Source organism: Pantoea sp. GCM10028869 (genome assembly GCF_042666835.1).
In the GTDB taxonomy this organism is placed as follows: domain Bacteria; phylum Pseudomonadota; class Gammaproteobacteria; order Enterobacterales; family Enterobacteriaceae; genus Pantoea; species Pantoea leporis.
Map to the genome: position 1 here is coordinate 325,296 of NZ_JBHTGO010000001.1, position 14,288 is coordinate 339,583.

12 protein-coding genes are annotated in these 14,288 nt (G+C 55.9%); 6 read left to right on the forward strand and 6 right to left on the reverse strand.

The window, feature by feature from the left end; genetic code table 11:
- Genes arnD through arnB form a run of 4 tightly spaced genes read right to left on the reverse strand, consistent with a single transcriptional unit; the run spans position 1 to position 4,982 of the window.
- Positions 1-885 (reverse strand): 4-deoxy-4-formamido-L-arabinose-phosphoundecaprenol deformylase, encoded by an 885-nt coding sequence (gene arnD / locus ACFQW4_RS01600; RefSeq protein WP_222212667.1) that lies wholly within the window; start codon positions 883-885, stop codon positions 1-3.
- Complete coding sequence (gene arnA, locus ACFQW4_RS01605) at positions 882-2,861, reverse strand: bifunctional UDP-4-amino-4-deoxy-L-arabinose formyltransferase/UDP-glucuronic acid oxidase ArnA (protein ID WP_377723371.1); 1,980 nt, start codon at positions 2,859-2,861, stop codon at positions 882-884. Before arnA ends, arnD begins: the two co-directional genes overlap by 4 nt.
- Positions 2,858-3,844, reverse strand: coding sequence for an undecaprenyl-phosphate 4-deoxy-4-formamido-L-arabinose transferase (gene arnC, locus ACFQW4_RS01610; protein ID WP_217548156.1), 987 nt, complete (start codon positions 3,842-3,844; stop codon positions 2,858-2,860). The genes arnA and arnC overlap by 4 nt, the downstream gene beginning before the upstream one ends.
- A 1-nt stretch (position 3,845) precedes the next feature.
- Positions 3,846-4,982: a UDP-4-amino-4-deoxy-L-arabinose aminotransferase gene (gene arnB / locus ACFQW4_RS01615; protein WP_271460397.1), complete on the reverse strand. Its 1,137-nt coding sequence runs from the start codon at positions 4,980-4,982 to the stop codon at positions 3,846-3,848.
- A 243-nt stretch (positions 4,983-5,225) separates the two neighbouring features.
- Between arnB and ACFQW4_RS01620 the strand changes: the two genes are divergently transcribed.
- The 4 genes from ACFQW4_RS01620 to ACFQW4_RS01635 all read left to right on the forward strand — a co-directional run bounded on the left by ACFQW4_RS01620 (position 5,226) and on the right by ACFQW4_RS01635 (position 9,412).
- Positions 5,226-5,435, forward strand: coding sequence for a hypothetical protein (locus ACFQW4_RS01620; protein ID WP_101761453.1), 210 nt, complete (start codon positions 5,226-5,228; stop codon positions 5,433-5,435).
- A gap of 138 nt (positions 5,436-5,573) precedes the next feature.
- Positions 5,574-6,341, forward strand: a complete 768-nt coding sequence (locus tag ACFQW4_RS01625; protein ID WP_210080309.1) for an A24 family peptidase — start codon at positions 5,574-5,576, stop codon at positions 6,339-6,341.
- 206 nt (positions 6,342-6,547) lie between these two features.
- Positions 6,548-7,933, forward strand: a complete 1,386-nt coding sequence (locus ACFQW4_RS01630) for a diaminobutyrate--2-oxoglutarate transaminase (RefSeq protein ID WP_110866938.1) — start codon at positions 6,548-6,550, stop codon at positions 7,931-7,933.
- Between the two features lie 12 nt (positions 7,934-7,945).
- Positions 7,946-9,412, forward strand: a complete 1,467-nt coding sequence (locus ACFQW4_RS01635; RefSeq protein WP_377723375.1) for a pyridoxal phosphate-dependent decarboxylase family protein — start codon at positions 7,946-7,948, stop codon at positions 9,410-9,412.
- A 37-nt stretch (positions 9,413-9,449) separates the two neighbouring features.
- Here ACFQW4_RS01635 and ACFQW4_RS01640 read toward each other — a convergent pair whose 3' ends face one another.
- On the reverse strand, positions 9,450-10,376 hold the full coding sequence (locus ACFQW4_RS01640) for a LysR family transcriptional regulator (RefSeq protein WP_210080306.1): 927 nt from the start codon (positions 10,374-10,376) through the stop codon (positions 9,450-9,452).
- A gap of 97 nt (positions 10,377-10,473) precedes the next feature.
- On the opposite strand from ACFQW4_RS01640, the gene ACFQW4_RS01645 reads away from it, so the two are divergent.
- On the forward strand, positions 10,474-11,337 hold the full coding sequence (locus ACFQW4_RS01645) for an aldo/keto reductase family oxidoreductase (RefSeq protein WP_377723377.1): 864 nt from the start codon (positions 10,474-10,476) through the stop codon (positions 11,335-11,337).
- 87 nt (positions 11,338-11,424) lie between these two features.
- On the opposite strand, the gene ACFQW4_RS01650 is transcribed toward ACFQW4_RS01645, so the two are convergent.
- Complete coding sequence (locus tag ACFQW4_RS01650; protein WP_206098195.1) at positions 11,425-12,909, reverse strand: PLP-dependent aminotransferase family protein; 1,485 nt, start codon at positions 12,907-12,909, stop codon at positions 11,425-11,427.
- 109 nt (positions 12,910-13,018) lie between these two features.
- Here ACFQW4_RS01650 and gabT point away from each other — a divergent pair, with 109 nt between their 5' ends.
- Positions 13,019-14,281 carry a 4-aminobutyrate--2-oxoglutarate transaminase gene (gabT, locus tag ACFQW4_RS01655; protein WP_377723380.1) on the forward strand — a complete coding sequence of 421 codons (1,263 nt, stop codon included), beginning with the start codon at positions 13,019-13,021 and terminating at the stop codon, positions 14,279-14,281.
- Positions 14,282-14,288 lie beyond the last annotated feature (7 nt).

Here is a 14,288-nt window from a genome sequence, read left to right on the forward strand (position 1 = left end):
TTAACGCTGGCAGCCTAGCCAGCCTTCACGTCCGGGAATATGCCCGCGTACGATGTTGCCCTGTGGCAGCGTAGTGAGATCGTCGGGTAACAAGGCGCTGAGCGGACAGAACTGAATGTCTTGCTGCTCCGCACGCCTCAGCAGATCGGCGAATGCCTCAAGCCCGACAATCCCTTCCACTTCGGCATGAATGGTGTAAACCGGCGAACCGCTTGCGGTATGGATCTGCTTGAGGATGAAGTCATTAAAACCTTCCGCGCTCACCGATTGCCCAACCACTTCATCCCAGGTCGGCAAGGTCACCGGGATTTGTACCGTGCCGGGGCTGCCATCACTGAGAATCGGTATAAATGGACCGCTGCCGCGACAATCACTGTTGTAGCTGAAACCAAACTGCTGCTTGGCAGCCACCACGCGGCCATCAGCGCGCCAGCCCGCCACCGCTGAACAGGTGACATTGTCACCGATGATCGCTTCCAGCGCCTGTTTACCGCGCGCAATTTGCTCAACCAGTTTCTCTTGCGGCCACACGCCCGCCCAGGTTTGCCAGGCAAAGTGATCCCACGCATGCAAACCGACTTCATGATGATCGGCGGTGGCGCTGATGATCTCCTCCAGACCGCGACCAATCTCACGTCCCGGCCAGGCGGTGCCGGCCAGCAAAATATCCCAGCCGTAGAGTGATGCGGCGCGCGACCGCAGCATTTTCCACAGGAAACGCGGTTTTAACAGGCGCCACAAGTGGCGCCCCATATTGTCCGGCCCAACGCTGAAGAAAAAACTGGCCTGCAGCTGATGCAAACTGAATTGCTCCAGTAACGCCGGCACGCCAAGTTGGGTGCCGCGCCAGGTATCGACATCGACACGCAAACCGACTTTCTTCATGGTTTATCCTGTAGCTCAACGGTGCGCAGGAAGAAGTCCAGCGTGTTATCGATGGTGGTATCCATCTCTACGGTTGGTGTCCAGTCCAGCAGACGACGCGCGTTTTTGATCGACGGCTTACGGTGTTCCACGTCCTGATAACCTTTGCCGTAATAGCTGCTGCTCTCCACTTCACGGAAGCCGGCAAACGGCGGGAAGTTGCTGCGCAGCGGGTGACGTTCGAAACTCGCCAGCAGACGCTCGGCCAACTCTTTGATGCTGGCTTCGTTATCAGGGTTACCGATGTTGACGATCTGGCCGTCGCAGTTGTTCTGTTTGTTTTCGATGATACGGAACAGCGCTTCGATGCCGTCGCGAATATCGGTGAAGCAGCGCTTCTGTGCGCCGCCATCAATCAGCTTAATTGGTGAGCCTTCCACCAGATTGAGGATCAGCTGCGTGATAGCACGTGAACTGCCGATACGCGCGGCATTCAGATTATCGAGGCGCGGCCCCATCCAGTTAAATGGACGGAACAGCGTAAAGCGCAGCCCTTCTTTCTCACCGTAAGCCCAAATTACACGGTCCAGCAGCTGCTTAGACACCGAATATATCCAGCGCTGTTTATTGATCGGCCCAACCACCAGATTAGAGTGATCCTCATCGAAATGCTTATCGGTACACATGCCGTACACTTCGGAAGTCGATGGGAAAATGATGCGCTTTTTGTACTTCACGCAGTCACGAATGATTTTGAGGTTCTCTTCAAAGTCGAGCTCAAACACGCGCAGCGGATTGCGTGTGTACTCAATCGGCGTGGCGATGGCCACCAATGGCAACACCACGTCGCACTTCTTAATGTGATACTCGATCCATTCTGAGTGAATGCTGATGTCGCCTTCGACAAAGTGGAAGCGTGGCTGATCGAGGAAACGGCTGATGGCGTCAGAACCGATGTCTAAACCGTAGACTTCGAAGTTATCATCCTGCAGCAGACGCTCGGTGAGGTGGTTACCGATAAAACCGTTCACGCCGAGAATCAGCACGCGCGTGCGTCGTTTCACCGCCGCCACTGGCTGAGAATAGAGCAAGGCGCCCTTCACCATACCGAGGTTTTGCGCCAGCTGGCTGCCGTTCATAAACACGCCGTTATCGCTTTGACCGGTCACCACTTCCAGCGCGCCTTCAGCGCAGGCGATCAGGAATGGCTCAACAGAAAGCACGGTACCCGGTTTGGCCTGATGTTCAGTGCTGTGTACGCGACTTTTCCACACCACGAATTTCACCGTTCCGGCATAGGCGAACGCGCCGGGCCACGGATAGGTCACCGCGCGCACCAGATTATTGACCGTGTGCGCCGGTTGTTCCCATTTAATGCGGCCATCTTCTGGCGTGCGGCGCCCCACAACCGTGGCTTCGCGCTCATTTTGTGGTGTGGTAACGATATCGCCGCGTTTCACCGCCGGTAATGCGCCTTCCAGCACCTGCGTTGCACAGGCAACCAGCTTGCGATGCAGCGTTAACGCGTTGTCCTGCTCGTCAATCGCCACGCGCTGTTGCGCCACGATGTCACCGGCATCGGCGCGCTTCACCATGCGGTGCAGCGTTACGCCGGTTTCGGTTTCGCCATTGACCAGCACCCAGTTCAGCGGTGCGCGGCCACGATATTTGGGCAGCAGCGAACCGTGCAGGTTATAGGCACCCATACGCGCACTGCTGAGAATGCAGTCGTTCAACAAAGCGCGGTAATAGAAAGAGAAGATGTAATCCGGTGCCATGGTTTTAATGCGATCGAACCACAGCGGATGATTGACATCCTCCGGCGCATAGACCGGAATGCCCTGCTCAGCGGCTAAACGCGCAACGGAGTCGAAAAAGTGGCTCTCAGTTCCTGTGTCTGAGTGGGTGAAAATAGCGCTGATTTCATAGCCAGCGTTCAGAAGTGCAGAAATACCCGCACAGCCCATTTCGGCGTAGGCGAAGACGACAGTTTTCATTGCTCAATTTCCTGTACAGATGAGGCGTTTTGCTGTGGGTGAATCACACGTTGGATGAAGTAGCGCGGACGGGCGCGTACGTCGTTGTAAATGCGGCCGATGTATTCGCCGAGTAATCCCATACCGATGAACTGCGCGCCGATAAAAATAAACAGCACCGCGAACAGCAGGAACACGCCATCACCGGCCCATGCCGCGCCGAGGAACAGACGCAGCACAATCAGAATCAGCGAGAAGGCAAAACCGGCCAGCGCAATCAAACTGCCGACGATGCTCAGCAAGCGCAGCGGCGTGGTTGTCAGGCAGGTAACCAGGTCATACATCAGGTTAATCAGCCGCATAAAGCTGTACTTTGAATCGCCAAATTCGCGCTCGGCGTGCGCCACCGGCAGCTCAATGGTGCGGCGCGCAAAGGTGTTGGCGAGGATGGGAATAAAGGTGCTGCGTTCGTGGCAGTTCAGCATCGCATCGACGATATGGCGGCGATAAGCGCGCAGCATGCAGCCGTAATCGCCCATCGCTTTGCCAGTGACGCGCTGAATGAGGTGATTGATGGTGCGTGAGGCGCGACGGCGAAACCAGCTGTCCTGGCGGTTTTGACGCACGGTGCCCACCACGTCATAGCCCTGCTTAGCCGCTTTCACCAGGTTCGGGATCTCTTCCGGCGGGTTTTGCAGGTCGGCATCCAGCGTGATGATTAAATCGCCGCTGACGTGGCTAAAGCCCGCCATGATTGCTGAGTGCTGGCCGTAATTACGGTTCAGCAATACGCCAACCACATGGCTGCCCGGCATATCGGCGGCATCGGCAATCATCTCGCCTGAGCGATCGCTGCTGCCGTCATCGACCAGCAGAATCTCGTACGCCAGATTTAATCCCGCACAGGCCGCATCAGTACGACGCACCAGTTCCGGCAGGCTCTCCTCTTCGTTGTACACCGGGATCACCACGGAGACTTTGCGAATGGCTTTTTCTTCCAGCATGTCAAACTCCAGCGATATGACGTAATGCGCTAATCACGCGCGTGACATCTTCATCGCGCATATCAGGGAACAACGGGATTGAGCAGATGCGATCGCTATTCCATTCGGTGTGCGGCAACGAGAGTTGCGGATAGCGTTCGCGGTAATATTTGTGGGTGTGCGCGGCACGGAAATGCAGCCCGGTGCCGATATCCTGCGCTTTCAAGGTTTCCATAAGCGCATCACGGCTGATGCCGCACTGCGCCTCATCAACGCGAATAATGAACAGATGCCACGCGTGTTGATGTGGCCATTCTGGCTGCGCCAGCGGCAGAAACGGCGTATTCGCCAGTTCAGTGAGATAGCGCTGCGCAATCGCCGCGCGGCGCTGATTGATGGCGGGCAACTTTTTCAGCTGAACCAAAGCAATTGCGGCGCTGATATCTGGGAGGTTGTATTTGAAACCCGGCATGATCACTTCGGCCTGCGGCTTGCGGCCGTGCGTGTGGCGATCGTACGCATCGACGCCGAGTCCGTGGAATTTCAGACTGCGCATGCGGTCGGCCAACGCCGCATCATCGGTGACAATCAAGCCACCTTCGGCGCAGGTCATGTTTTTGATGGCGTGGAAGGAGAAGATCGCCGTGCCCTGCTGGCCAACGTGCTTTTCTTTGTAATAACAGCCTGCGGCGTGCGCCGCATCTTCAATCACCGGAATGCCATGGCGCTCACCAATAGCGCGAATGGCATCTATATCGGCGGGCGCGCCAGCGTAATGCACCGGAATGATGGCGCGCGTACGCGGCGTGATCGCCGCTTCAATCAGCTCCGGCGTTACCATCAAGGTGTCGCGGTCGATATCGATCATCACCGGCGTCGCACCCAGTAGCGTGATGATGTTGATGGTGGAAACCCAGGTCAGCGAAGGCGTGATCACCTCATCGCCAGGCTGGATGCCCAGCGCCAGCAGCGTGACGTGCATCCCCGCCGTGGCGGAGCTGACAGCAATCGCATGCTGATTGCCAGTGAGCTGGCAAAAAGCCTCTTCCAGTTCGGCATTTTTCGGGCCGGTGGTGATCCAACCCGACTCAAACACCGATTTAACGGCGGCTAACTCTTCTTCACCCAACGAGGGCCGTGAGAATGGTAGAAAATTCATTATGTTACCTTGGAATTAAGCACTATTTAACGGCCATTTATTCCAAAATACGCGGGTTAACTTAACGCAACATTAAATGAGAAGGGTACTAAGTCGGCTTTTTCTGACACGTTGAGGATTGGTAGAGGAAGGGACAAATTTGCCGGTTTATCATCATGAACCAGCACGCTTCTTAAGGTTAAATTAAGGTTTTGACCCTATACTAAGTCAGGATATGTCTTATAACGTCTGGAGGATAATGCGATGAGTACGGCTACTGACAGACTTTCTCAGGCAGCGCTGCGCCGCCACCATATTGGGGTGAAAACCAAAGGATTGCGCTATCGCGGCGATCTATATGTGTTCCGCTATAACGCCGGCCACTACGATGTGTTCCTTAATAACGACCGCGTAATGTCATTGAATACCAGCAATGTGCAGGAAGCGATCCAGCTGTTTAAGCAGCAAGCTTAATCTTCTCCTCTCCATTTCTGGAGCCCGCTCTGCAATCCCGATGTATGCCGCTGTAACGCCCTTTTACCTCTCGCACCTATCCTCGCTTCGGCGTAAAGTCCTGGCAACGACAAGCCTGGATGGCGCGAGGTATGAGTAATGGAATACGTACATGGCTTAATTAGTGGCCTATTAGGATTGGCCGTAGGCAGCTTTCTTAACGTGGTGATCTCGCGGTTGCCATTGCAAATAGTGCACCCGAACACTCCGCTAAATGTGTGTTGTCCGCCCTCTCACTGCCACCAATGCACCACCGCGCTGCGCTGGCGCGACAACATTCCGCTCATAAGTTGGTTACTGTTACGCGGTAAATGCCGTTATTGCCATTGTAAAATCAGCGGGCGTTATCCACAGGTGGAGATAATTACCGCGCTTCTGACGCTGCTGCTTATCTGGCTGATGCCAGTCAATATGCAATTGCTGGGCGCGCTCATATTGTTCTGGGCGTTAACGGTATTAGCCTTTATTGACCTCGAACATCTGCTTTTACCGGATGTGATTACGCTGCCCTTGCTGTGGATTGCGCTGCTGTTTAAAGCGATGGGATGGCTACCCGGCTCATTACAAGAAGCGGTATGGGGATCCATAGCGGGATATTGCGTGTTGTGGGCGCTATCGATTTTATATCAATGGATTAGAGGTATTGAGGCATTAGGGATGGGCGATGCAAAACTGCTGGCGGCAATCGGCGCCTGGTTGGGCTGGTCGCTTTTACCCTGGGTGCTTTTATTGGCTTCGGGCGGCGCTATTTTATGTGTTTTGATTTCCAGAGTTAGCGGGCAGCGCGAGCTCAATCACGTCATCGCCTTTGGTCCGTGGATCGCCTTAGCGGCTATAAGTCTCTTTATTCATTCGATTATTTTTTAACCACCCCAACTGCGGTGCGAAATTAAGTGGCCAATTTCTGGCCAACGCCCTGATTCATATATGGAAAGAGTAAACAAATCTAAACAAAATTAATCATTGTGATGTAGGTCAAAAGGCTCTATATTGGCCGCGTTTTTTCACAGCTGTTACTTTTTTGTTCAATTAGTCAATTGGCGAGCCTTACGTGCCCCGGTTGAAGGAGAGATATGATGACGGATAAAGTCCGTATTGATAGTTTTGGTGCCAATGCATTCAACGGAAATAACGACGCATTCTTAGCCCGTCAGGCTGAGTTTGAATCTAACGTCAGGAGTTACCCGCGCAAACTGCCTTTAGCTATCGCTAAAGCCCATGGCGTGTGGATCACAGATGTTGAGAATAAACAATATCTTGACTGTCTGGCTGGCGCAGGGACGCTGGCACTGGGTCACAACCATCCTGATGTTCTCCAGAGCATTCAAAATGTCATTACCAGCGGCTTGCCGTTACATACTCTTGATCTGACTACTCCACTGAAAGATCAGTTCTCTGAGTCTCTGCTCTCGCTGCTGCCAGGCCAGGGTAAAGATTATTGCCTGCAGTTCACCGGTCCTTCTGGTGCCGATGCGGTTGAAGCCGCGCTGAAACTGGCGAAGAAAGCCACTGGCCGTAGCGGCGTGATCAGCTTCTCTGGCGGTTATCACGGTATGACGCACGGCGCGCTGTCCGTCACCGGTAACCTGGCACCGAAAGAAGCGGTTGATGGCATGATGCCAGAAGTGCAGTTCATGCCTTATCCGCATCAGTATCGTTGCCCGCTGGGTATCGGTGGTGAAGCTGGCGTGAAAGCGCTGACCTATTATTTCGACAACCTGATCAACGACGTGGAAAGCGGCGTGCGTAAGCCTGCTGCAGTAATCCTCGAAGCCGTTCAGGGCGAAGGCGGCGTGAACCCAGCTCCCGCTGAGTGGCTGCAGCGCATCCGTAAAGTGACGCAGGAACACGGCATTCTGTTGATCCTCGACGAAGTTCAGGCTGGCTTTGCCCGTACCGGCAAATTCTTCGCCTTCGAACACGCCGGCATCGAGCCAGACATTATCGTGATGTCTAAAGCTGTGGGCGGTGGTCTGCCACTGGCTGTGCTGGGCATCAAAAAGCAGTTCGACGTTTGGTCACCTGGTCATCACACCGGCACCTTCCGTGGCAACCAGCTGGCGATGGCTACCGGCCTGACCACGCTGAAAATCCTCAAAGAGCAGGATATTGCAGGCAAAGTGGCCGCGCAGGGTGAATGGCTGAAACAGCAGCTGGCCGCAATGCAGAAACGCTTCCCGGTAATTGGTCACGTTCGTGGTCTCGGCATGATGATCGGCATTGAGATCGTTAAACCGAACGAAGCGGCCGATCACATGGGCAGCTTCCCGGCTGACGGCGAGCTCTCTGCGCTGCTGCAGAAGAAGTGCTTCGAAGCAGGTCTGATTCTGGAGCGCGGTGGCCGCCATGGCGCAGTTCTGCGTCTGCTGCCTTCACTGCTGATCACCAACGATGAGCTAGCGATTTTCCTGGATAAATTTGAGCAGGCGCTGATTGGCGCTGGCGTCAAACCTGTTTGATTGGAAGAGTAAATGTCTGAAGTAAACCCGATTCTGGCCGCCTCTGCACAGAGCATTGAGGCGTACCAGCAGGCGATTGCCCAGAGCAGCGCCGCGGTTGTGCAGTGGCTGCAACAGCCTGAGATGTATCAAGGCAAAAGCGTTGCCGAACTGCGGGAGCGTATCACGCTCGACTTCAATCCAAACGGCCTGGGTAACCAGGCCGCGATTGAACGCGCGATTGAATATTTCCTGAAAGACAGTCTTTCAGTGCATCACCCACAATGTGTAGCGCATCTGCACTGCCCGAGTCTGGTGGTAAGCCAGGCGGCAGAAGTGCTGATTAACGCGACCAATCAGAGTATGGATTCGTGGGATCAGAGCCCTTCTGCCACCATCATTGAGATCAAACTGATCGAATGGCTGCGTGCGCAAGTGGGTTACCCGGCTGGCGACGCCGGTGTGTTCACCAGCGGCGGCACCCAGAGCAACCTGATGGGTCTGATGCTGGCACGCGACGCCTTCTATCAGCTTCAGGGTCACTCGGTGCAGCAGCACGGGATCACTGGTGATCTGCGTAAGATCAAAGTGCTGTGCTCTGAAAACGCGCACTTCTCCGTACAGAAGAACATGGCGCTGCTTGGCCATGGCTACCAATCTGTGGTGCAGGTGAAGTCTGATGAGTTCGCCCGTATGGATGTGGCAGACCTGAAAGCCAAACTGGCGCAGGCCGACGCTAACGGCGAACAGATCCTGGCGATCGTGGCGACTGCCGGTACTACCGATGCCGGTGCGATCGATCCGCTGCGTGAAATTGCCGGCATTGCTGCCGAGCGCAACATTTGGGTACACGTTGATGCAGCATGGGGCGGCGCGCTGCTGCTGTCCGAGAAGTATCGCGACTACCTCGATGGCCTGGAGCGGGTGGATTCCGTCACTTTGGACTTCCATAAACAGTATTTCCAGACCATCAGCTGCGGTGCGTTCCTGCTGAAAGATGAGCGTCATTACGAGCTGATGCGTTATCAGGCGGCTTACCTGAACTCTGAGTTTGACGAAGAGGCCGGCGTACCGAATCTGGTATCCAAATCACTGCAGACCACGCGTCGTTTCGATGCGCTGAAACTGTGGATGGGCCTGGAAGCGCTGGGTCAGAAACAGTATGCGGCGATCATCGATCACGGTGTGACGCTGGCGCAGGAAGTGGCGAAATTTGTTACCTCTGAACCACGCCTCGAGCTGGTGATGCAGCCTCAGCTGGCGAGCGTACTGTTCCGCTATCGTCCAGAGCAACTGACCGATACTGCTCAGATTGCGCTGTTCAACCAGCGTATTGGCGATGCGCTGCTGGATTCAGGCCGCGCCAACGTAGGTGTGACCGAGAATCAGGGCGTAACCTGCCTGAAGCTGACCTTGCTGAACCCAACCGTGACGCTGGAAGATGTTAAACTCCTGCTGGCGCTGGTTGAGAAAACCGCGAATCAGCTGCTAAACGCATAATTACCTGTGATGCGAATAAGCCGATAACTGGCAACGGTTATCGGCTTTTTTTCGCTTCTGCACCTGAATTCAGTTCGCGCACATAATCCAGAAACGCCTGTAGCGGCGCCGGAATCAACCGGCGATCGTTGTAATAGAGCCAAAGGCCAGAGAAGCTTTGCCACCAATCCGGCAGAATCGGCTGCAGGCTGCCATCACTCAGCGCCGGTCTAATCCAATCCTCAAATAAGTAGACCACGCCGCAGCCAGCGATTGCCGCTTCTACCGTCAAGTCCATCGCCGCGCCGATACTGCAAATCAGCGGACCTTTCGGCTGCAAGCGCACGGTTTCCTCGCCGCAGGTAAATTCCCATTCGGCAATAACGCCAGTCGCATAGCGTCCGTGTAAACAGCGATGCTGCACTAAGTCGCGCGGATGCTGTGGTTTACCGAATTGCGCCAGATACGCGGGAGATGCCGCCAGGGCAAAGCGCTGGGTGCGCGGACCGATTGGCAGCGCCACCATGTCTTGCTCCAGGTGATCGTCATAACGAATGCCGGCATCACAACTATCGCGGAACACATCCTGCACATTACTTTCCGCCACCACTTCCAGCTGGATATCGGGATAGCGCTTTAGAAATCCCGGCACAATCGCCGGTAACACAATACGCGCGGCGCTCACCGGCACATTTAAGCGCAAGGTGCCGCCCGGCGTATCGCGGAACGTGTTCAACGCATCCAGCGCCGCATCCACTTCGTTCATCGCCGGAAGCAGGCGCGACATCAGCGCCCTGCCGGCTTCTGTTAACGCCACAGTGCGCGTGGTGCGATTAAACAACCGTACGCCAAGTTGCTCTTCGGCACGCCGCACCGCATCACTTAAGCGCGACGGATTACTGCCGGTTATGCGCGCCGCCTCGCGAAACCCGCCTGCTTTGGCCACCGCCACCACCGCGTGCAGCAAGGCGATATCCAATGCCATTGTTCGCTACCTCGTACACTGTGTCCCAATTTGTACGGATAGTTGCACAGCGTTTTGGCGATTACAATCTAACCACACACTGACGAAGGAGCTTTCCATGTCTCATCCAGCATTGACTTACACCCTTGGCGACCGCCAGGTTGCACGACTCGGTTACGGTGCCATGCAGTTAGCCGGTCCCGGCGTGTTTGGTCCGCCGGAAGATGAAGCGCGTGCTTTACAGGTGCTGCGCGATGCGGTCGCAGCAGGCGTGAATCACATTGATACCAGCGACTTCTACGGTCCGCACATTACCAATCAGCTGATCAAAAAAGCGTTACATCCTTACGCCGAAGATCTGGTTATCGTCACCAAAGTGGGCGCGCGCCGCAACGATAAAGGCGGCTGGTTACCGGCATTCACGCCAGAAGCGCTAACGCAAGCGGTGGAAGATAACCTGCGCAATCTTGGGCTTGATGTGATGGAAGTGGTTAATCTGCGTTCGATGCTGGACGTGCACGGACCGAAAGAGGGTTCGCTGGAGCCGCAGGTTGAAGCGATGATCAAGCTAAAAGAGCGCGGGCTGGTTCGACACATTGGTCTGAGCAACGTGACGGCTAAACAGGTGGCCGATGCCCAGGCGATGACGCCGATCGCCTGCGTGCAAAATCTCTATAATCTGGCCAATCGTCAGGATGAGGCGCTGCTCGACCAGCTGGCAGCGCAAGGCATTCCTTATGTGCCATTTTTCCCACTCGGCGGATTTTCACCGCTGCAATCGGATCAGCTGAGCGAGGTAGCGATTGAGCTCAATGCTACGCCGCTGCAGGTGGCGCTGGCGTGGCTGCTGCAGCGTTCGCCCAATATTCTGCTGATTCCGGGAACGTCATCGCCGGAGCACCTGAAGCAGAACCTGGCGAGTAGCGAAGTGACACTTACGCCAGAAATTGTGCAGCGGCTAAACACCATCGGCCAGCGATAGAGCACCCTTCGTAGCGGCGCCATTTATTGCGCGTGTTTTGCCATATACATTGCGCAACAAATTGCGCCGCTACGGATTATTCACTGTTTAAATGATTTTTGCCTCGACCAGACAACCTTTGAGAATACCAAACGCATCCTGACACTGCCGCTCATCGACGCAGGCAAAACCCAACAGCAGGCCGCGCCGCTCCTGCGGATGCATATAATATTGCGACAACGGCCGCACCTTAACGCCGCGCCGTAGCGCCAGTGCGGCGACCGCCACATCGTCGCAGCCGGTTGGCAGATTCATTACCAGGTGCAATCCCGCCTCATGATTCACTACCGGCAGAAAATCGGCGCCCAGATAACGCTCAATCAGGCTCACCATAAAGCGCCGCCGCTGGCTGTAGAGCTTGCGCATGCGGCGAATGTGCGACATGTAATGCCCTTTTTGGATGAACTCTGCCAGCGCGCGCTGCACCAGCAAATGCCCGCCGCGATAGAGTTCCGCCGCCGCCACACGCAGCGGCTGCGCCAGCGCTTTTGGCACCACCAGATAACCGAGACGCAGCGCCGGATAGAGCGTCTTGCTAAAAGTGCCCATATAAATCACCGGCGCATCCGGCTCAAAGCCTTGCAACGACGGGAACGGCTGGCCGGAGAAACGAAACTCGCTGTCGTAATCATCTTCCACCAGCCAGGTTTTGTGTTTGCGCGCCAGATCGAGCAGCTGCTTGCGCCGCTCCAGGCTGAGATGCACGCCCAGCGGATATTGATGTGACGGTGTCACGAAAATCATCTTCGGTGCACGACTGCGCGGCGGCAAATCGGGGATCAATCCCTGCTCATCCACTGCAATGGCGTTGATTTTCAGTCCGTTAATGCGCAGCAGATTGCGCGTCCCCCAATAACCAGGCTCTTCGATCCACACCTGATCGCCGGGATCGCACAACACGCGCGAAACCAAATCCACCGCCTGATGAATCCCTTCAGTGATGATGATTTGGTCGGCATCGGCGCGTACCGAACGCGCCACACTCAGGTACTCCGCCAGAGCAGCACGCAGCTGTGCACAGCCGCCGTTGCTGCTGTAGATCAGCCGTTCGATATCCGGTTCACGGTTCAGACGCGCCTGAATCTGGCTGAAGAGTTTATGCGGGAACTGCGTGACATCCGGCGCGCCAGGCACAAAAGCGCCCCACTGATATGGCGAGGCATTGGCATGGCCGAGCAGCGAAGCGCCGCGTTTGGAAATCGCCGCCGGTTTCGCGCTTAACGTTTCGATCGGCGCCACGTTGCGCGGCGTGTTCAGCGATCCCTCCGGCAAATTTTCTGCAATCCATGTTCCGCTGCCGGTACGCGCCGTGACGTAGCCTTGTGCCATCAAATTCTCATACACGTTCAACACCGTGTTGCGCGACACCGACAGCTCGCGCGCCAAATCGCGCGTGGCGGGCAGGCGCGTGGCGCGCGGAAAAATGCCTTCTGCAATAGCGGCTTGCATACAACTCAGCAAACGCTGCTGCAACGTCCCTTCCGGCATAAACTGCATGCGCTCTAATACATGATCGGCGTACAAACTTCGCAATTGGCTCCCCTCTTTTCACTGAAAGTGGCTCTGGCAAGATAACTCAGCGCAGGCATAAATAAGCGTGTTTGTCGTGATTTGTAAAGACGCTTATCGCTAAGGAAAGGTTATGGAAGGTAAAAACAGCCAGTTGCAGCAACGTAAAGATGATGCCCTGCCACGCGGCACCGGCAATCTTTGTCAGTGGTATGTAGAGCACGCGGAGAACGCCACGCTGCGCGATGGTGAAGGCAACAGCTGGATCGACTTCGCTGGCGGCATCGCGGTGCTGAACACCGGGCATCGCCATCCGCGCATCGTGCAGGCGATAGCCGATCAGTTAGAGAAATTTACCCATACCGCATTCCAGGTGACGCCGTATGAGAGCTATGTGGCGCTGGCGGAACGCCTCAACCGCGTGGTGCCGATTGCCGGTAAAGCCAAAACTGCGTTCTTCTCCACCGGCGCTGAAGCGGTAGAAAACGCGGTAAAAGTGGCGCGTGCAGCGACGCGTCGTCACGGCATCATCACCTTCGGCAATGCATTCCACGGTCGTACTTTTATGACCATGGCGATGACCGGCAAAGTTGCTCCCTACAAACGCGACTTCGGTCCGATGCCCGCGTCGGTGTGGCACGCGCGCTACCCCAACAGCGTCACCGGCATCAGCGTTGATGATGCGCTGGCCAGCTTGCAGGATATTTTCACGCAGGACATCGCGCCACAGGATGTTGCGGCTATCGTGCTGGAGCCAATTCAGGGCGAAGGCGGCTTCCACGTCGCGCCTCCTGAATTCTTCAACCGCCTGCGGTCGCTGGCCGATGAGCACGGCATTCTGCTGATTGCCGATGAAGTACAAACCGGCTTTGCCCGTACTGGCAAGCTGTTCGCAATGGATCACTATGCGGTGAAACCGGATCTCATCACCATGGCAAAAAGCCTCGCGGGCGGCATGCCGTTATCGGCGGTCAGCGGCCGGGCCGAGATTATGGATGCGCCGGGTCCAGGCGGCTTGGGTGGCACCTACGCTGGCAATCCGCTGGCAATTGCCGCGGCGCATGCGGTGCTGGACGTGATCGCCGACGAGAAGCTGTGCGAACGTGCGCAACAACTCGGTACTCAGTTAACCGATTTCCTGCACAGCGCACGCAGCCAGTGTTCCTCCATCACCGACATTCGCGGCCTTGGCTCGATGATTGCGGTGGAGTTCGCCAGCGCGCAAACCGCGCAAACCATCCAGCAACACGCGATGGCGCGTGGGCTGCTGCTGCTTACTTGTGGCCCGCAGGGCAATGTCATCCGCTTCCTCTATCCGCTCACCATTCCTGATGCGCAGTTCGGCCAGGCGCTGGAGATCCTCAGCAGTGTGCTGAGTCAACACGCCGATTCGTAACAATCTA